Here is an 18,171-nt window from a genome sequence, read left to right as displayed (position 1 = left end):
CGGGACACCTCACCCCTTCTTCGGGCGCCGGACAAGCACAACCAGCGTGGGTTGCCGGCCGAGACCCAGTGTCGTCATGGCCTCGCCCAGCGTGACGTCCAGGTCTGCGCGGACCTCGTTGAGTTCGCGGAAGTGTGCATGCGCCAGGACTTTGACCTTCCGGCGGCCGACATCGACCTGTGCCGATTGGACACCGGACACCCACATGGCCCGGTCGCGCAGAAACAGGGCGGCTGCGCGGCGGTCGAGCCCGGCGCATACTTCCCCTGTCCTGGGGGTACCGGCGGGCTGCCGCATGGGCAGCAGCTTGCGCAGACCCGGCGTCACTGCCAGCAGGAAAAGCCACAGGCCGAGGGCCATCGCCACTGCGGCACCGACGATCATCCAGATGTCATCCAGTGGCCGTGTGGCCAGTTCCTCGGCGAGCCGCCGACGCCAACTCATCGCAGACCGGTCGGCCCGCGCCAAGACCACGTCATACAGGAGCAGTCCAATCGCTGCGACGGACAGCAGCGCCACAATGGCTGCGGGGATCCGTCGCGCGGACCAGAAGCGGCGCGCCGCCCGGCCCGATTTATGGACCGCTTCTGTCGCGCCCGTGCCCCGGGGAGCGCCCGCGGACGAAGCTGCCTGTCCCGTACCGAAGGGAATGTCGCCATCGCCGGCCGGTTGCCGCCGGGGGTTCGCGTTCATCTCACCCTCGCCTGGTCTGTATACCGCGAGTGCACCGAGTGCAGCCTCTCGACCGACACCGTGAGCTCGAACACGTCAATGGAGGCCCATGCCCTGAGCCGTTCGGTGACCTCGCGGCGCACCGCAGCACACTGAGCCCCGATGTCGGACGGATAGCCCAGCTCCACCGCGATGCGCATCCGCGCTTCGCCGAGCACGGCCGACCGGCTTTCGGTAGGAAGGCGGCCTCGTCCTGCGTCGCCCTGCTCCGGTGCCCGCCGCACGGACACCGTCACGCGTGGCGTCTGGCGGCCGGGTGGTACGTGGCTGGTCGACTCGGTGAACCGGCCCAGCGCCTCGCGGGCCGCGTGGGAAGCAATCTTCGCAACGACCCGGTCGGCGACGGTGGTCGCACCCCGCTCCCCGCGGGGAATGCCCGGACGATGATCGGGGTCGCTGGTCACTGCCACCGGTCTCCCTGGCGGATCCCTTGGTGGTTGTCACGGCGGCGGATGAAGTCACTGGGTTCGAGATCACCTTCCATCAAGCGCCCAGCGACAAGTCCGGCGGCGCCCAGTACCAGCACCAGCAGGAAGGCCCAGAAGCCACCGAAGTACCCGGCAAAACCCAGTGCCATTCCGGCAATCAAGCCCACCACGGCCTTGCTCATCACGCGCTCCTTCAGTCAAGCGGGCTGATCCCCCCCCTTGGCTACTGGACCCGCTGCCGCTGTTCCTCTGCGTCCTCCTCGTCGGGCAGCTTCACATCGCTGACCGCGATGTTGACTTCCACGACTTCCAGACCCGCCATCCGCTCCACTGCGGAGATCACGTTCTCGCGAACGTCACTGGCCACATCCGCAATCGAGACGCCGTAGTCGACGACGATCTCCAGATCGATGGCGGCCTGCACCTCTCCCACCTCGACGCTGACCCCCCGCGTAACAGATTTGCCACTACCAGCGCCGGGCATCCGCTCCCGCACGGATCCCATCGAGCGCGCGAATCCACTGCCCAAGGCATGGACGCCGGGTACGTCCCGTGCCGCCATTCCGGCGATCTTCTCTACCACCACCTCGGCGATGGTCGTCCGGCCTCGAGAGCCGGGCGCCCTGCCGTGCTCTACGCCGCTGTTCTCAGTCATCAGGTCATTCCTCCCTGAAGGAACTCACCTGGCATTCGCGAGTCAGATTATATTCGCTTTAGTGCGTTTCGTCCGAGTTCAGATCCGGTGGTCAAACGAGCGGCATGAGCGCCCCTATGACTGGATCCCTTGTGGAATCGGGGCGCAGTGCGGGTGGAGGGGGGAGAGAACCGCAGCCGTAGAAGAGGGTGAGAGACCGGTGACAAGTGAAGCGTGGGTACAGGCAGTACGGCGCCAGCTCGATCTGGGCCGACTACTCCCACTCGGAGGACCCGACGATGGGACGTGGATCACCGAGCAAGCGGCCGTCCGGGCCCTCAGGCCCACGGCCGCTGAGATTCCCGGTGTTTGGCTGGAGACGCTACGCATCGGACCGGCACCGCTCGAGCCCGTGTCCGAGCCGGCTGTCAGCCGGGCAGGCCTTTGGTGTCAGCGGCCGTGCTGTTGAGGCTGGATGAGGAGCAGGGCGATGTCGTCGTTGCGGGGGGCGGACCGTTGGGCGTGGTGGATGAGGGTGTCGGCTAGAGCCTCCAGGGTCTGGCCCCGGGCCTGTGCGAGCTGGGCGGCGAGGTCGGCGGTGGCGTCGTCGATGTCGATGCCGGAGGTTTCGACGAGTCCGTCGGTGTACAGGGCGAGCACGGCCCCGGGCGGTAGGGGGATGTCGGTCTCCGGGTAGTCGGCGGCGGGGTCGATGCCGAGCAGGAGACCGGGCGTCATCGGGAGGATCTCAGTGTGTAGGTCGGGGTGGCGCAGGAGTGGGGGCGGGTGGCCGGCGGTGGCCAGGCAGGCGCGGTGGCGTGCCAGGTCGAGCTGGACGTAGAGGCAGCTGGTGAACAGGCCGGGGTCGAGGTCGGTGAGCAGGCGGTTGGTGCGGGCGAGGACTTGGCCGGGCGACGCCCCGGCGGTGGCGTGGACGGCGGTGCGGACCTGCCCCATGAGGGCGGCGGCTTTCACGTTGTGGCCTTGGACGTCGCCGATTGCTGCGGCGGCGAGGTCGGTGTCGAGATGAATGAGGTCGTAGAAGTCGCCGCCGACGTCGATGCCGTGAGCGGTGGGGAGGTAGCGGGTGGCCACGTCCAGGCCGGGGACGCGGGGCAGTGCTTGGGGCAGCAGACTGGCTTGCAAGCTGTGGGCGAGAGCCTGATTGGCGTCGTAGAGGCGAGCACGGTCCAGGGCCTGGGCGATCAGCCCGGCGGTCGAGGTGAGGACGGCTCGTTCCTCGGGCGTGAAGGGATGCGGACGGTCGTACGCGAGGACCAGCGAGCCGACGGGGCGGCCGGAGGTGATCAGGGGCAGGAAGGCCCAGGCGGCCTTGTCGTCCTGCAGAGCGGCGGGGGGAAAAGCGCGCTTGAGGTCCGCGAAGGTGGCGTAGAAGCTGGGGACGCCGCTGGTCAGGACACACACGGCAGGGGTGTTGGAGGCCAGGGGGGTGCCGTCGAAGCGGTCCATGAGTTCGGCGGGGTAGCCGCGGTAGCCGATGATCCGCAGTCGGCCCTCCTCGGCGATCATCAGGGCGAGGGCTTGGGCCTCGAAGGCGGTCGGGATCAGGTCAGCGATCCGGTCGATCACGTCCGTGACCCCGACGGCCTCGGTCAGCGTGGCGGCGAGGTGCATCAGATGGTGGTGGGCGGTCGACCGGCCTGGTGCGGCCGCCGGTGCGGGGTACAGAACCTCTGACGTCTCCGAGGCGGGGGCCGGGGAGGCCGGGGCGATGCGGACGCTGATGCCGGAGACGTCCGGGTAGAGGTGGAAGGACAGCCACCGGTCCGGTGGGCGCAAGGCGGTGAAGGAGGTGGCCTCGTGGCTGAGCACCGCGGCCCGGTAGCGGTCTTCGACCACTGGGTCGTCCAGCCACGGCAGGACCTGTCGTGGCAGGACGCCCAGCAGGTCGGCGGCGCTGGCGCCGAGGAGGTCGGCGGCGGTGGTTGTGATGAAGGTGATCCGGCCGTCGAGGTCCAAGGTGCAGCATCCTCCGGGCAGGCGCTCGGCGAAGTCCGCCGCTGCCGCCTCCTGGGTTGGCCCGCGAGCGCGGGCACGCAGGGGGGCCAGGACCTGCGGCTCGGACCCGGGCAGCAGCGGGTGGCCGCTGTCGGCGGCCTGCCGCAGCAGAAGGCCCAGGCGGTGGCAGGAGGCACGGACCGCGTTGCGTTCGTGCCGGGTCAGCGGCAATGGATGCGAGCTGGGCCACCGCGCCACCAGGGCGCCCCAGGCGGTGGTGCCGGTGGTGATCGGGGCAGCGGCCGCCGAGAAGGGGTAGGGCAGCGCGAGCGCCATCTGCGGGTAGTCCCGCGCCATCTCTTCCTGGCCGCCTACCCACACCAGACGCCGCTCGCGCACGGCGTCGGTCGCCGGGGTGCGGGCCGCCAGCGGCACCTGCGTCCAGTGCGCGGCGATCTGCCGGGGAACCCCCCGCAGCACCGCCAGCCGCAGCACCCGCTCGCCCGGCGGCAGCAGGTATACCAGGCCCCCGGAGGCGCCTGTCTCCCGCATGAACTGGTCCAAAACGGCGTGGAGTAGATGCGTGCCGGAGCCTGTGCCAGTGCCGAAGCCGGCAAGGTCCCTCATGCTCTCACTCCCCCGAGCGGCACCAGGCAGGGATCCCTCCAGGCGCCTGAAGCGACATCTGGCCGCCTCCGCGCTGATGCCCAGGCCAGCACCGATCTGCGCCCAGCTGGCCCCGGCTCGCCGGTCCGCCAACACGGCACAGCTCACCAGCCGCCCGGCCAGCCCGGGTACCTCCGCCACGGCGGCAACATGGCAGCCCTCCGCTCCTCGCCCCGGGCGCGAGTCGCTCGCCTGCTGGGTTGCGGCCTGCACCTGCGTCAGGAGATCCGCTTCCGCGAACACCAGCGCCTGCCGCGCCTCCGCCGCCGCCTGCCAGCGACGCCTGGCCCGCCAGGCCGCCTGCCGATGCGCCTGATGGCAATACCGCCGACCCGGGCCTGCCGACTCTGGCAGTGGAGCGTCGCACCAGCCACACCGATCGTCACCCATATACCGATCGTCGCCCATATAGGGAAAATATGCTCTGCTGCCGTGACGACGTGCTACACACGTCCACCGGGGCGGTGGTGGCTGGACCTATACGTCGACAGGCATACGTACCGATCATGTCGGCATCAAGATGCCCAGGCTGCCGCACTTAAATGTAGTTGTGCGCCGCAATTCCCGGAGTACGCCAGGATCGTCATCCTGATCGCTGCGATAGTCATCGCCACAGTCGGCGTTGTCACCAACGCCCGGCTGTCGTGTCGGGTGAGCGCCGGGTTCCACCGCTCCGGTTCGGGCTGGTGCTGTGCGTAAGGACGGGAAGATGCAGATCAGCCGGGGCACGGCAGGGCTTCGAGCCGTGTCAGAGCAGCAGTGATCACATCTGTCCAAAGCCAGTGGGCCGCGACGCGAAGGATACCGCGTGGGCTCGTGGTGACGAGCTGGGCGCCTGTGCAGAACAGTCGAAGCCGCAGTCGCTTCGTTTTCCACAGCCGAGCTTTGCAGGTCAGGCCGAGCATTGGCATCCAGGTGGGTAGATCGAGGGCGATCCAGACGATCTCCAGCCAGATCTGGTTCTGCGTCGCGCCGTACAGGGGAGGTTGCGCAAGCCGGTAGCGCGGGCGGCGCAGATGCGAGCCTCGGCTCTGGCACGCCGACGGTGACGCAGTTCCAGGGCGGCGATCGGAGTGTGCTTGGTATGGGTGGCAAACGTCGTAAGGCGCATGCCGTCGGCGCCGGTGAATCGCAACTGGGCGCCGAGGTATGGCCGTTCTTTGCGGACGATCAGCCGCATCCCGTCCGGCCAGCCGCCCAGCACGTCCCCGGCGAGTTCGGTCACCCATACCCCGTCATGGACTTCGCCGTCCGGCTCGACGGCCGGCATGCAGGCCGAGGCCGGCACCATCGCGACGGTCTGATGGGTGGCGTCGGTGATGGTCATGCCGATTGAGTACGACAGCCACCGGCCACGCTGCGTGGGCCAGGAGACGAACTCGCGGGTCACGCCACCGGAGTCGGTGCGGATCAGCCTGCAGCCCGTCGAGCGTGCGGTGACCTGCGAATTCTGCGAACTACCAGCCATCTTTCAGGCGGACTGGGCACCGCAGGCCCCACACGCAGTCCGCATCCGCCGTCGTGGCTCGACCCGCGAGAATCTCGCGCCGACCCGCAACAGTTCTCAAGTTCCGTCGCCCGCAACCGAGTTCCAAAATCTTCGATTCCCCCGAATGCTGCCCTGCCCGAGGCAGCACGCATACACAAACCCATCATTCGAATGAATGACACACCAAGCGCGTACCTGACACAACGTCAGGTAATTACACCCTAGAACAAGCCCCTTACCAGGGAAAATAGCGAAACGCTGCTGGAGTGCTTGAGGCCGAGCAAGAAGACCGGCGGCCGGGAGAACCACCGGCGAGTCAGGTCGAGAGCGCGGTGCGGACTGCCGCTGCCCATGCCCCACCTGGAAGGCCTGCAGGCATACAAGGCTTCCAGGCGAAGGACGACAGCATGGTCGAGACCACGCTTACGCCCTGATATTGGCACCACCGCCCGTGCACCAGGCGGCCTGACATGCCATCGGGACATCGCGACCGCTCAGGCCTGCTGATTCGCCGCGCCGAGGGCGGACCGACGCAGAGGAAGGGCTCTGCTCCCCACGGTCATGACGTTGCTCACGGGCAGTAATGGCGGGATACGCAGCCAGCGTGGCTGCGGCATGTGGCTGAGTTGTGCCCAGCGGTGACAGAGCCGTGTGGGGCAGCCCGAGATGCGGTCAGCCCAGGCCGTATATCATGAAATGGTGCGTCGTAAATGTGGCGCGGGCAGCGTGTTGTCTCCGATTCCGGAGAGGGAACATGGCCGCAGACGAAGAGGACGAGACACAGCACGTCCGGCGTCCGTCCAGCAAACAGAGCGCAAGGAAAACCGGCATTGGACGGGCCAGCAGCCGAACGAGCGAAACGAAGCGCACGGCCCGCCGGGTTTCGGCTCCCCGGGCTATGCGGTACGCGACTGAACAACTCCAGGAGCTATTGGGGCGAGCCCCCGAGTCCGTCTCGGCGGTGAAGCCGACAGAGGACGGCTGGCAGGCGGACGTGGAAGTGCTGGAGCTGGAACGTGTCCCCACGACCACCAGCGTCATGGCGACCTACCAGGTGACGCTTGACAAGAAGGGCGAACTGGTGGCTTACGAGCGCACCCGCCGCTACACCCGAGGACAGATCGACCGACGCAGCTAGGGGCCGGGCTGCTATCGCAGCACCGTTCGCAAGAAGAACGGAGTTCACGCCCGGACCAGGCGTGAAAGGAGGCACTATGACTGTGGTGCCGCAAGGCGGAGGAACCATTTCCAGGGGCGGCGGAGGAGGGTCCGGGAACCTCTACGACATCCTCGATCTGATTCTGGACCGCGGCCTGGTCATCGATGTCTTTGTGCGTGTGTCGCTGGTGGGCATCGAGATCCTCAAGATCGACGCCCGCATCGTCGTGGCGAGCGTGGACACCTACCTGCGCTTCGCCGAGGCCTGCAACCGCCTCGACCTCGAGGAGGGCCGCAAGGCGCCCTCCGAGCTGACCGACCTGGTCGGCGAGGTGACCGAAGGCGGATCGCATGGCAAGACCAAAGGAGCCCTCAGCGGGGCCGCAGAGGTGGTCACCGACGCCCTCAAGGGAAGACATGAGGACGACGAGGAGCTCGAGGAGCCCGAGGAGAGGCGGGAGCGGCCGAGGCGTCGGCCTGCCGCCCGGCGCCGGAAGGAGTGAGCCATGGCCGTATACGTCTACTCCATTGTCGGGACCACTCATCCGCAGCGCCTGGCCGGCCTCGACGGGGTGGGGAACCCGCCCTCGACCCTCCGCACAGTGCACACCAAAAAGCTGTCCGCGGTCGTCAGCAACGCCCCCGAGGAGCTACGGCCCAAACGCCGCGACCTCGGCGCGCACCAGGCCGTCCAGGAGCGGCTGATGGCCGACGGCACGGTTCTACCGCTGCAGTTCGGCTTCACCACCACGGACGACAACGCCGTACGAGCGGTGCTGGAGGACCGTACGGACGAGTTCACCGAACGGTTGCGGACGCTGAAGGGCTGCGTCGAATACCACTTGAAGGCCGCCCAGGACGAGAATGCGCTGCTGCGGCAGATCCTTCAGGAGTCCGACGAGGCGCGCAGGCTCAACGAGGAGATCAGAAGCGGCAGCGGCAGCCCGGAACAACCGCTCGCCCTCGGGGAACTGGTCGCCCAGGAAGTGCAGGCACGGCAGGATCAGCTCGCCGCCGGAGTCCTCGATGCGCTGCGCGGATTCGCGCGGGAGGAACGCTCGTCGCAGGCGACCGGGAACGACTTCCTGAGCGTGTCCTTCCTGGTGGAGCGGGACAACGAGAAGGGCTTCCTCAGCGCGGAACAGGATCTCGCCAAGGAGCTGGGAGAGGACTTCAGTCTCCGGCTGCTCGGACCGCTGCCCGCCTACAGCTTCGTCTAAGGAGTCCTCATGGGACTGCTGACTCAACTCGCCACCCTGCCACTGGCGCCGGTGCGTGGCGTGGCCTGGGTCATGGAACGCGCCCTCGAGGCCGCGGAGAACGAGTACTACGACCCCGCACCGGTCGAGCGGGAACTCGCCGAGCTCGAGCAGGCGCTGCTGGCGGGAGACATCGACGAGGAAACCTTCGACCGGCGTGAGGACGAACTGCTGGACCGGCTGGACGAGATCAGGGCCCATGCCCAGGGCACCGGTACCTGATCGCGGCAGCCGCCGCGGAGGGCCACCACACACTCCCGTCACACAGCCGGAACACCCGGGATAGAGGTGCAGCGCCGTGAACGAACCCGTCGCCAGGAGGATGGGCGACTTCCCGTCCAGGGCCACCCCCTACGGCGGTCAGGGCTCCTCGGCCAATCTCGCCGACATCCTGGAGCGTGTCCTGGACAAGGGAATCGTCATCGCGGGCGATATCCAGATCAACCTGCTGGACATCGAACTGCTCACCATCAAGCTGCGCCTGCTGGTCGCATCGGTGGACAAGGCGAAGGAGATGGGCATCGACTGGTGGGAGCACGATCCCTCACTGTCCTCGCGCGCCCACGACGGCTATCGCTCACTCGCCCGGGAGAACAGCCGGCTGCGCGCCGAGATCGAGGCCATGCGCAAGGGCGGTGAGCTGCCTCCGGCCGAGGACGAGGACCAGAGCCATCCTGCCGCTCGCCGCCGCACCGCACGTACATCACACACCAAACGGGCCGATCCGCAGAAGGGGGATGAGTCATGACCGAGGTCGTCACCTACGCCTACGCCGTGGCGCGGGACGCCGACGGAATTCTGGGAGAGGAGCTGTCCGGGCTCCCCGGAGTGGCAGATGCGCCGGTCCATCTGGTGCGCTCAGGACACCGCGGTGACGTGGTGGTCGCGGTCAGCCCGGTGCCCGCACGGGACTTCCAGGAGGCCGCGCTGCGCGCGCACCTCGAAGACCTGGACTGGCTGGAGTCGGTGGCTCGCGCCCATCACCGGGTGATCGAGGCGCTGGCCGCGCGCACCACCGTCCTGCCGCTCCGGCTGGCCACCGTGTACCTCGACGACGAGCGGGTGGGGCAGATGCTCAATGCCCGCCGGGAGGCGTTCGCCGAGCGGCTGTCCGACCTGGCCGCACAAGTGGAATGGGGCGTGAAGATCTACGTCGAAGCGCCCGCGGCCACCGAAAGCCCCGCGGAGCCGTCCGCAGGTCCGGCCCTGAGCCCCGGGCGGGCCTATCTCAGCCACCGCAGAGCACAACGCCACGCCCGCGAAGACGCCTACCGCAACGCCGAACAGGCGGCCCGGCGTGTCGAGGACGCGGCCCGAGACGTGGCCGTTGATCGGGTCCAACACCGGACGCAGCAGGGCGAACTCGCCCACGGGCCGGGAGAGAACGTCGTCAACGACGCCTACCTCGTGCCGCTGGCGCACGCCGAACAATTCCGGGCCGACGTCCTGCAGGCCGCCGAGGGGCTTCCAGAGGTACGCATCGACGTCACCGGACCCTGGGCGCCCTACTCCTTCGCCACGCCCGCCGAAGCCGAACCGTTGAAGAGAGCCGTGCCGTGAGGGCGGGCGGCGGGCCGCTGGCCGCGGCAGAAGAGCCGCTGCCGGACCGGCAGATCGCGCTGATCGACCTGTTGGACCGGCTGCTGAGCGGAGGTGTGGTCCTCACCGGTGACGTCGTGCTCTCGATCGCCGATATCGATCTTGTACGCATCTCGCTGCGCGCGCTGATCGTCTCCATCAGCGAACAGAACCCCTCCCCGTGGCCCGCCACTGCACCCCTGCGAGGCGGCCATGTCAGATGAAACCCGCCGGCCCGGCAACCGCTTCGACGAAGTCGCCGATGCGGCGGCCCGCGCCTTCCGTCTGCTGCCCGCCGCCCCGCAGGACGTCCTGCCGCCGGGCGGCTCGAGGGCGCGGGGAACCACACATCGGGTGACCACCAGCCCCGACACGGTGGAACGGGACCTGATCAAGCTCGTTCTCACCATCGTCGAGCTGTTGCGGCAGCTCATGGAACGCCAGGCACTGCAGCGGGTCGACGCCGGAGACCTCACCGAGGAACAGGAGGAGCGGTTGGGCGCCACACTCATGATTCTGCACGAGCGTATGGTGGAACTCTGCGCTCGGTACGAACTTTCCATGCAAGACCTCAATCTGGATCTCGGACCTCTCGGAACATTGCTGCCACCGTCCGAATAGCAGTCGGCCGAAGGCCCATAAGGAGCACGACATGGGCATCAGAAAGAAGACCAAGAACGTCGGCGAGATCGCCGAAGGAAAAACCAAGGAAACGCTCGGGAAGGCCGTTGGTAACGAAAGCCTGGAAAGCAAAGGAAGGGCCGAAAAGACCAAGGGCAAACTGAAGCAGGCCGTGGAGAAGGGCAAGGACAGGTTCCGGCACTGAAAGGCACGCTCAGGCACTAGCAGTCACGGCCCCGCCGCCGCACTCCGTGCACCGACGGGGCCGGCAACGTTCGTACCGAGGTGCTCGTTGGCCTGCGCTTGGGAACGGGCAGTCCTCCGAAGTGCGGGGGTACGGGGTGACACCCACGAAGGAGCCGTTCGCTCCCTCAGGCGGACCGATCCGGCTCGCGCTCCGATTTGGCGCAGTGCAGCTGCTCGGGGCTGAAGTGGAGTGTGATGTGTGGCAGGACGACCGCACTGCGTCGCAGCTGTCCGCTGTTCGACGTCGACGACATCTGCCCAGGTCAAGGAGTCACAACGTGGTGGCGACACTCCACCAGCAGATCGCAAGGGCCGACGAAAGATCAGCTTTATGAGGAGGCGAAGAATCGCAACATCGCCGGTCGCTTCTCCATGAACAAGCAGCAGCTTCGGAATGCCCTGGGCCGCTGATACATCATCGCGGTTCAGCCAACGCCGGGCAGCTGCACGTGGACGGTGCCGTCGCTGTCCACGCTCACCTGGAAGGACGGCTGCGGTGCGGTGGCCGGCCCACGTACGTTCGCGCCGTCCGACAGTCGGAAGAGACTGCCGTGCCAGGGGCATTCCACGCAGCCGTCGGCGATCTTCCCGTCCGACAGGGGCCCTGACAGGTGGCTGCACCGCTCCGCAAGGACATGAATGCGGCCGCCCGGCTGACGGAACACCAGCAAAGGCACCTCGCCCAACTCCCGCCGCACGGCCTCGCCGACTGGGAAGTCCTCCACTCTGCCGACCGGATGCCAACCCTCTTCCAACAGACGACGGACCGCTGCCGCCTTGTTGGCGCCTGCGGCTTGGCGATAGGCGAGGTGGCCACCGAGCATCCCGCCGGTGCCAGCCATACACAGTCCCGCGAAGCCGAGCGCCTTGCCCAATGCCGTACGACCACGACCGCGATGCACCCAGGATCCCGCGTAGAGCCCGATGGCCGCGGCGATCGACGCCGCGTGCACCAGGCCGGTACGCATCTGGTCCTCGTGCTGCTCAGCCCAGTCCACCCAGCCAGCCAACGCGGCCGGCGCGGCCCCCAGCACGCCCACACCCACCAAGATGCGGGCACTGCGCCGGGTGCCGGGCATGACGTCCAGCACTGCGGCGGAAAACCACGCGCCCATCGGAACCTGCACGAGCGCGGGGTGCAGGGGATGGCCGATCGGCAGACCATGCAGCACATCGCGGTAGCGCCCCAGAGGCACGCCGCGCACCATCCGCCGCACGGGGCTGATCACCACATCAAGCTTCTCCAGGCGACCCAGCGCGTCGAGGGACCTCAGAAAGAGGTCCTCGGTGCGGGCGGCCGCCACTTTCACTGTGCCGCTACTCGGAGCGAGAACCGCGAATTTCGTATACTTCGCTGAAAGCCGCATGATGAGCGGTTTGCCATGTGCGGCCGAATTCCAAACAAGCGTCAGCTCCGCTCCACTCTGGTGGCTGCAGGCGTCTCGGGCAGGACGTTGTCATGCCTGTGGGGCCTGCCGGTGTCTCCACTCACTCCTCTTCTTCGTCTCCTTGCTCTTCGTCGTCCTCACAACAAGGCCCACGACGACGAGGGGAGGATGGGTGAGTGCGAGGGCGACGCGGAGAACGAGGAGGAGGGCGCCTGGGCACTGTGCTCTGGGGCCGCGGGGTCGAGAACGCGCAGGTAGCCGCCGTGCTGGGCCCCGGCAACTGATCAACGCAAGTCCCGCCGTTCACACGAAGCGCCCAGATAGAGGAACCCACGGAGCCGCAGGCAGAGGACAACCCGTCAGTCCGCACTGAGTACATCTGCGGGAAACGCAGGTAGGAGCTGTGCATCCGGCTCGACTGGCTCCCGCAGCCCGGACACCGCCCCCGGTGGCCGTGCTGCCGACATCAATGCGCATCGCCTCGTTGTTCACGTCCAGCGACTGCACCGCCACCTCCGAGATCGACGGGAACAACATCTCTTCCGTCCCGAACGCCGTCTCTTCCACGGCGCCGAATTGTCGGACACACTGGGGTCGTCCTCGTTTTCGGGTGAATTCCCAGTGGCTCGCCGGAGCATCAATTGTCACTCAGCGTGCGCGGGTCACGGAGGTTGAACGTGAACCGTTACTGCTCGATAAAGCCATGTGGATCTCGACGACTAAATCCCGTCCCTGCAAGCGCTGGCCGTCGCCCGTGTGTTCTGAGCGTCGGCGGGTACCCGAAACAACATGACTGTTACAAAGACAAGCGTCCTCGTTCTGGACTACGCGGAGCCCGAAGCCCTGGGGAAGTTCTACGCGTCACTGCTCGGTGCGGAAATCCAGGTGGTGAGCGATCCTGGCTTTGTGGAACTCGTCGGCCACAACGGCGTGCACCTGGCGATCCGTCGGTACCACGGCTACGCCCCTCCCAACTGGCCGCGGCCAGACGACGCCCAGCAGGCGCATTTTCGGATACCCGTCGCGCACGGTGATTTGGACGAAGCGGAACGAGAGGCGGTGAGCCTCGGGGAGATGCCGGTGGATGCCAAGGCCAGCGGTGGGCTGCGCGGCGTAAGCTTTTACGCCGACCCCACCAGGCATTCCTTCTCCTTCGTGGTGCCCCCACGGAACGAGCCGACGGGCCGAGGAGAGGAAGCACCATGAAGCTGCCGGAGCCCCGAGGTGAGGTGTCTGCCGCCCTGATCGGAGCGCTCGGCCGGAAACCGGGTCGGCGCAGGCTGCCGGACACGTCCCTGGTAGCGGGGGCCGACCCGTACAGCGACGACCTCCAGCTCGCCCTGTACCTCTGCTACGAGTTGCATTACCGCGGCTTCGACGGGGTGGACGGCGCCTGGGAGTGGGATCCGGAACTGCTCAGGGTGCGTGCCGCGCTGGAGCGCGGGTTCCTGGCCGCTCTGCGCGCTGACGTGCCGGTGGCCGACGATGTCGGCAGCGCGCTGGAGGAAGCCGTTCTGGAACCGGTGGACGCCGAAGGCGTCTCGTACTTTCTGCGGGACGAGGGCGAGCTGTGGCATCTGCGCGAGTACGCCGCCCACCGCTCGCTTTACCACCTCAAGGAGGCCGATCCGCACCTGTGGGTGATTCCACGCCTGACGGGCCGGGCCAAGGCTGGAATGGCCACAGTGGAGTACGACGAATTCGGAGCAGGACGCGCGGAACAGGTCCACTCGAAGCTGTTCGCCGATCTGATGGCGGACCTCCACCTGGACCCCTCGTATGGGCGCTACCTCGACGCCGGATCGCGGCAGATGCTCGCGACCGTCAACCTCATGTCGCTCTTCGGACTCCACCGCTCACACCGTGGTGCGTTGGTCGGTCACTTCGCCTCAGTGGAGATCACCTCATCACCAGGGTCCAGGCGCCTAGCTGAGGCATTGGAGCGAGCCGGTGCCGGGCCTGCAGCGGTCCATTTCTATGCGGAGCATGTGGAGGCCGACGCCGTGCATGAGCAACTCATGCGGCATGAGGTCGTCGCCGGTCTGCTCCAGGAGGAGCCGGATCTGGCATCGGACGTCGCCTTCGGCATCGCGGCCACCGGATGGGTGGAAGACCGGCTCGGGGAGCAGTTGCTCGGCGCCTGGCGGCACGGCGAGTCCTCACTCCGTGTGCCGCTCTGAGGCCGGCAATGGGGCTTTCGGCTTCTTACGGCCGCGGTGGCTGGTGTCGCACCAAGGCAAGATGCGGCTCCGTCGGCAGGTACACAGTGCAACAACAGGACGGTTCGAGCGAGCAATGGTGCCGTCCTCCTGGACCACTTCGACGGGCCCTTCCACGAGCATGGGTCCGCCCGGCTCCTGCATGACGCGCCGTGCAGCTGCCCGAGGTGTGGTCTCCGGTTCAGGATGGCTGTGCTGCACGGATCACCACCAGTTCCTCTTTCTCCTGGCCGGGCTCAATCAGGCCCTGCATCTCCAGCCAGTCGGCCCGTTCACGCAGGACAGGCCCGAAGGGGACGAACCGGCGGTCAATCACGGTGACGTCCAGTCCGGCTTCAGCCAGCCGCGCTACGGTCATCACTGGGCCGCTCAGCGCGGAGTGGACCGCCAGCAGCACACCCCCAGGGCGCAGCAGAGCGGGGACCTCGGCACAGAGTCGGTCGATCACCACCCGGCCGTCGATCCCCGCTTCCCAGGCGCGAGCAGTGCTGCGACGAGGCAATCGGACGTTCGCGGATGGTACGTACGGCGGGTTCGCCAGCACCAGGTCGAATCTCAGGCCGGTCACGGGCTCCGTCAGGTCACCGCGGCTGGCCCGGACAGCCCGCGCGTACCCGGACAGCAGTGCGTTCAGTCGTGTCGTGAGCACCGCCGCGGCCGACGTGTCGATGGCGATGACGTGGGCAGCGCCGTGGCGGGCGGCGGCGATCGCCACCGCGCCGGTACCGGTACCCACGTCGAGCACCTCCGCTCCGGGGGACAGACGTTCGCGCCGCAGAGCGGATATCAACATGGCTGTGTCTTCCTGTGGCGCGTAGACACCTGGAGGCTGGAGGAGCTTCAATGTCGCAACACCGGCTCTCAGAGATCACGTAGGGCGGGCAGCAGGGCCTTCTCCGCCCAGTCGAGGAAGGGCTGCTGACGGTCACCACCGACTTGAACCAGGGCGATCTCCGTGAAGCCCGCCTCGGCGTAGGGACGCACTGCCTCGACGAAGGTGCCGACGTCGTCACCGCACGGGATGGAATCCGCGATGTCGTCCGGGCGCACGAACTGGGAGGCTCCGACGAATCCGGCCGGCCCGGGCAGCTCTGCGTTGACCTTCCAAGTGCCGACCGACCAGCGGAACTGATCGTGCGCCCGTGCGACCGCCGCACCCCGGTCGGTGTCGTAGCAGATGGGCAGCTGGCCGACCCGCGGCTTGCCCGTACCGCCGTGCCGGTCGAAAGCGTCCAGCAGGTCACTCTTGGGCTCGGTGGCAATGACGAGATCGGCGAGCCGGCCGGCGATCTCGCACGACTGCTCCCCCGATACCGCGATCCCGATCGCAGGCAGCTCGTCGGGCAGGTCCCAGAGCTTGGCGTTCTCCACGTCGAAATGTGTGCCGTGATGGCTCACGTCAAGGCCGCCGAAGAGCGCGCGAATGATTTCCACGGCCTCTTCCAGCATCTCCATGCGAACGTGGGCGGCGGGCCAGCCCGCGCCTACCACATGCTCGTTCAGGTTCTCGCCGGAGCCCAGACCGAGCCGGAACCGCCCCTGGGAGAGCAGCTGCATCGTCGCAGCCTTCTGAGCAACCACCGCAGGGTGGTATCGCACGGTCGGGCACGTCACGTACGTCATCAACGGGATCCGCGACGTGGCCTGTGCGGCCGCGCCGAGCACGCTCCATGCGTAGGGGGCATGCCCCTGGGAGTCCAGCCGCGGAAAGAAGTGGTCCGAAGTGACGGAGAAGTCGAATCCGGCGCGCTCGGCGCCCACCACATGCTCAACAAGCTCACGCGGACCGGCCTGCTCGGTCATCGTCGTGTATCCGACCAGCACCATGGAACACTCCTTGCCGAGCCTTCCGCTCCGAACACGAAACTGTCCGACTCCGGGGCACCCGGGTCATGTGACGAGTCCGCTCGCCTCGGGCCCGAGGACTCACGAGACTGATTTCCGCCGTCCCCGCGACATCACATCGGCAGCTGGCATCACCGATCGGGTCCACCCGCATCGCGGCTCCTCAGGCTGGGTGGCGGCCCACGCGCGTGAGGTCGGCGACACCACTCGTAACCCCGAGTCGATACGGCGGCGCTTTCCTCAATGGGAGACATGAGGAACACAGGGTGGGGCAATCAGCCTCGGCGCCCCAGCGTTGCAATCGCCGGGGACCGCCGAACGTCAGCAAGCTTTCACCGAACGAAAGCCGGACGCTTGGTGCTGGCCGCGCGGCCAGCACCAAGCCGCGCCCCGGCGGCCGTGAAACCCGGATGCGATCGCCCCGGGTGCGCGGCCCACGATGCAGGTCCTACTGTCCGGACTTCTTCAGCCGCTCAGCCGCCTTTGCCGCGTCCTCCTGGGCCTTGCCTGCCAATTGCTCGCCACGACCCTCTGCCTGCATGTCCTTGTCGTCCATGGCATCGCCGACGGTTTCCTTCAGCTTGCCCTTGACCTGCTTGGCCTTCGCCTTTGCCTTACCCATGACGATCCTGTCCTTCACTGTGGGGGTGACGTATCCACCTTGCGTCGATCACCTTGAGGCCGCAATCGGTGAGGTGTCGCGCTCACGAGTAACCGGAAAGAGGGGCCGCGGGAGCCGTACTCTCCGGTCAGTCGGGCGGCTCGGGGACCGGGCGGGAACCGGGAACCGGCGCCGGGGGCGGCTCCGGGTTTGGCTGGGGCTCAGGTTCGCTGGGACCTGGTTCGGACGGCGGCTGCGGGTCGCGTGGCACCGGATCCGGCCGACTGGGGACTGGCCCGGGACCCTCGGGGGAAGGTTCTGTGGTCATTACTCTCGTCCTCTCTCGCATCGCTGCTTCGCACCCTCACAGCCGACCAACCGCAAGTTGAGTGAGGTCGCCTCGGAAATGGTCCTTGGCAACGGGGGCACGATCCTGCGCCGCAGTCGGCATCCCACACGGGGACAGAGACCGCACAAAGGAATTGTGCTATCTGCAAATCGGACGTGAGGCCCTCACATGGCCACGGTGCATCCCTCGCCCGCAGCGCGGCCGGGGGATGCACCGTGGCGAGGAACACCGGTGATGCCCCTGGGTGCTCGCCCCTTCGTCCTGCGCGGTGGCGGGGATGTCCCAGTGCGGCAGCGAGAGCAGGGCGCCGCGGTATTGCGTCACTTTGAAGGAGCTGCGCATCAACGACTGCATCCGTCGGTCTTCGTGACAGGCGTCGAACGCGCCCTCCCCCCGCCATGCTTCCACCGTGCCCCGAAGTTCGCCCGGCGCGCGTGGCTGTGGCCACTCATCAAGCTGCCGTCGGCAACCGCTACGGCGAACGCGTTACTGGCAGTGTCGTCACCGTTGGTCGCGGTCACCACTCCGTACCGAGCGGCGGGTTCGCCTCCCACCCCGCATTCGGGTCGGTGACCCCAGCGGGCAGGAGATCGCCCAGGGCGGCCGACGCCTCCACCGGTGACCAACAATGGGCTTGTCGCGCCGCACGCGTCGCGGACGAACCTCCGGACCGGATCGTCGGTGAACGCCCCCCATCGGACAGCACCACCGCGTCGTAGAGGACAGCGACGACCGTAGCAGCGCGTGGTCGACCTGAATGCTGTCTCCCTGACTGGTGCTGACCGTGCCGTCCTGCGGAGCGATCCGTCTCCCCGGTTGCTCTCGAAGCTCGAGGCGGGAGCGGCGTCGGAGTGGGAGTGTCGGCCGTGCCCGGCCTCGGTACGTGGTACGGGCAGCGTTCTCTCCGAAGCCTCTTATGCCTGCTCAGCGCGTGGGCGGAGGAAGAACCCAGTGGCTTCCCGCTTCGGCCGCCCGCTGTACGCTCGCCGCCGAAGGCGC

General features: G+C 67.6%; 21 protein-coding genes and 2 pseudogenes. 12 read left to right on the top strand and 11 right to left on the bottom strand.

Annotation, left to right across the window (positions count from 1 at the left end):
* Positions 1 to 9: 9 nt before the first annotated feature.
* The 6 genes and pseudogenes from OG978_RS34735 to OG978_RS34710 form a co-directional block, all read right to left on the bottom strand.
* Entirely contained in the window at positions 10 to 693 is a 684-nt protein-coding gene (locus OG978_RS34735) for a DUF6286 domain-containing protein (protein ID WP_326769017.1), read from the bottom strand.
* Positions 690 to 1,142, bottom strand: a complete 453-nt coding sequence (locus tag OG978_RS34730) for an Asp23/Gls24 family envelope stress response protein (RefSeq protein ID WP_442817789.1) — start codon at positions 1,140 to 1,142, stop codon at positions 690 to 692. Before OG978_RS34730 ends, OG978_RS34735 begins: the two co-directional genes overlap by 4 nt.
* Positions 1,133 to 1,342 (bottom strand): hypothetical protein, encoded by a 210-nt coding sequence (locus tag OG978_RS34725; protein ID WP_326769015.1) that lies wholly within the window; start codon positions 1,340 to 1,342, stop codon positions 1,133 to 1,135. The genes OG978_RS34730 and OG978_RS34725 overlap by 10 nt, the downstream gene beginning before the upstream one ends.
* 41 nt (positions 1,343 to 1,383) lie before the next feature.
* Positions 1,384 to 1,815 (bottom strand): Asp23/Gls24 family envelope stress response protein, encoded by a 432-nt coding sequence (locus tag OG978_RS34720; RefSeq protein ID WP_326769014.1) that lies wholly within the window; start codon positions 1,813 to 1,815, stop codon positions 1,384 to 1,386.
* A gap of 429 nt (positions 1,816 to 2,244) precedes the next feature.
* Complete coding sequence (locus OG978_RS34715; protein WP_326769013.1) at positions 2,245 to 4,380, bottom strand: SpoIIE family protein phosphatase; 2,136 nt, start codon at positions 4,378 to 4,380, stop codon at positions 2,245 to 2,247.
* 755 nt (positions 4,381 to 5,135) lie between these two features.
* Positions 5,136 to 5,833 (bottom strand): annotated as a pseudogene (locus OG978_RS34710) (transposase); the annotation flags it as partial.
* An 829-nt stretch (positions 5,834 to 6,662) separates the two neighbouring features.
* On the opposite strand from OG978_RS34710, the gene OG978_RS34705 reads away from it, so the two are divergent.
* From OG978_RS34705 to OG978_RS34660, 10 genes and pseudogenes are all read left to right on the top strand, one after another.
* On the top strand, positions 6,663 to 7,046 hold the full coding sequence (locus tag OG978_RS34705; protein WP_326769012.1) for a gas vesicle protein GvpO: 384 nt from the start codon (positions 6,663 to 6,665) through the stop codon (positions 7,044 to 7,046).
* 76 nt (positions 7,047 to 7,122) lie between these two features.
* On the top strand, positions 7,123 to 7,569 hold the full coding sequence (locus OG978_RS34700) for a gas vesicle structural protein GvpA (RefSeq protein ID WP_326769011.1): 447 nt from the start codon (positions 7,123 to 7,125) through the stop codon (positions 7,567 to 7,569).
* Between the two features lie 3 nt (positions 7,570 to 7,572).
* Positions 7,573 to 8,286, top strand: coding sequence for a GvpL/GvpF family gas vesicle protein (locus tag OG978_RS34695; protein WP_326769010.1), 714 nt, complete (start codon positions 7,573 to 7,575; stop codon positions 8,284 to 8,286).
* A 9-nt stretch (positions 8,287 to 8,295) separates the two neighbouring features.
* Complete coding sequence (locus OG978_RS34690; protein ID WP_326769009.1) at positions 8,296 to 8,547, top strand: gas vesicle protein GvpG; 252 nt, start codon at positions 8,296 to 8,298, stop codon at positions 8,545 to 8,547.
* A gap of 100 nt (positions 8,548 to 8,647) precedes the next feature.
* Positions 8,648 to 9,073, top strand: coding sequence for a gas vesicle protein (locus tag OG978_RS34685; RefSeq protein WP_326770255.1), 426 nt, complete (start codon positions 8,648 to 8,650; stop codon positions 9,071 to 9,073).
* Entirely contained in the window at positions 9,070 to 9,885 is an 816-nt protein-coding gene (locus tag OG978_RS34680) for a GvpL/GvpF family gas vesicle protein (RefSeq protein WP_326769008.1), read from the top strand. Before OG978_RS34685 ends, OG978_RS34680 begins: the two co-directional genes overlap by 4 nt.
* Positions 9,882 to 10,127 carry a gas vesicle protein gene (locus tag OG978_RS34675; RefSeq protein ID WP_326769007.1) on the top strand — a complete coding sequence of 82 codons (246 nt, stop codon included), beginning with the start codon at positions 9,882 to 9,884 and terminating at the stop codon, positions 10,125 to 10,127. The genes OG978_RS34680 and OG978_RS34675 overlap by 4 nt, the downstream gene beginning before the upstream one ends.
* A complete protein-coding gene (locus OG978_RS34670; protein ID WP_326769006.1) occupies positions 10,117 to 10,524 on the top strand; it encodes a gas vesicle protein K in 408 nt (135 codons plus the stop codon). The genes OG978_RS34675 and OG978_RS34670 overlap by 11 nt, the downstream gene beginning before the upstream one ends.
* A gap of 31 nt (positions 10,525 to 10,555) precedes the next feature.
* Entirely contained in the window at positions 10,556 to 10,729 is a 174-nt protein-coding gene (locus OG978_RS34665; protein WP_326769005.1) for a CsbD family protein, read from the top strand.
* A gap of 332 nt (positions 10,730 to 11,061) precedes the next feature.
* Positions 11,062 to 11,181, top strand: a pseudogene (locus tag OG978_RS34660) (plasmid stabilization protein); the annotation flags it as partial.
* Positions 11,182 to 11,195: 14 nt separating this feature from the next.
* Here the strand turns inward: OG978_RS34660 and OG978_RS34655 are convergent.
* Positions 11,196 to 12,137 (bottom strand): Rieske (2Fe-2S) protein, encoded by a 942-nt coding sequence (locus tag OG978_RS34655; protein ID WP_326769004.1) that lies wholly within the window; start codon positions 12,135 to 12,137, stop codon positions 11,196 to 11,198.
* Positions 12,138 to 12,947: 810 nt separating this feature from the next.
* On the opposite strand from OG978_RS34655, the gene OG978_RS34650 reads away from it, so the two are divergent.
* Both OG978_RS34650 and OG978_RS34645 read left to right on the top strand, forming a co-directional pair.
* Positions 12,948 to 13,364, top strand: a complete 417-nt coding sequence (locus OG978_RS34650) for a VOC family protein (protein ID WP_326769003.1) — start codon at positions 12,948 to 12,950, stop codon at positions 13,362 to 13,364.
* The gene (locus OG978_RS34645) at positions 13,361 to 14,338 is read left to right on the top strand and encodes an iron-containing redox enzyme family protein (RefSeq protein ID WP_326769002.1); all 978 of its coding nucleotides are present in this window, start codon (positions 13,361 to 13,363) and stop codon (positions 14,336 to 14,338) included. Before OG978_RS34650 ends, OG978_RS34645 begins: the two co-directional genes overlap by 4 nt.
* Here the strand turns inward: OG978_RS34645 and OG978_RS34640 are convergent.
* The 4 genes from OG978_RS34640 to OG978_RS34625 all read right to left on the bottom strand — a co-directional run bounded on the left by OG978_RS34640 (position 14,318) and on the right by OG978_RS34625 (position 16,844).
* Positions 14,318 to 14,500 carry a CDGSH iron-sulfur domain-containing protein gene (locus OG978_RS34640; RefSeq protein ID WP_442817788.1) on the bottom strand — a complete coding sequence of 61 codons (183 nt, stop codon included), beginning with the start codon at positions 14,498 to 14,500 and terminating at the stop codon, positions 14,318 to 14,320. The genes OG978_RS34645 and OG978_RS34640 overlap by 21 nt on opposite strands.
* Before the next feature lie 58 nt (positions 14,501 to 14,558).
* Positions 14,559 to 15,221, bottom strand: coding sequence for a HemK2/MTQ2 family protein methyltransferase (locus OG978_RS34635; protein WP_326769000.1), 663 nt, complete (start codon positions 15,219 to 15,221; stop codon positions 14,559 to 14,561).
* A gap of 17 nt (positions 15,222 to 15,238) precedes the next feature.
* Complete coding sequence (locus OG978_RS34630; protein WP_326768999.1) at positions 15,239 to 16,204, bottom strand: LLM class F420-dependent oxidoreductase; 966 nt, start codon at positions 16,202 to 16,204, stop codon at positions 15,239 to 15,241.
* 466 nt (positions 16,205 to 16,670) lie between these two features.
* Complete coding sequence (locus OG978_RS34625; protein ID WP_326768998.1) at positions 16,671 to 16,844, bottom strand: CsbD family protein; 174 nt, start codon at positions 16,842 to 16,844, stop codon at positions 16,671 to 16,673.
* Positions 16,845 to 18,171 lie beyond the last annotated feature (1,327 nt).

The organism is Streptomyces sp. NBC_01591, from assembly GCF_035918155.1.
In the GTDB taxonomy this organism is placed as follows: Bacteria; Actinomycetota; Actinomycetes; order Streptomycetales; family Streptomycetaceae; genus Streptomyces.
Note: the sequence above shows the minus strand (reverse complement) of the source record. Positions and strands in the feature narration are given on the sequence as shown.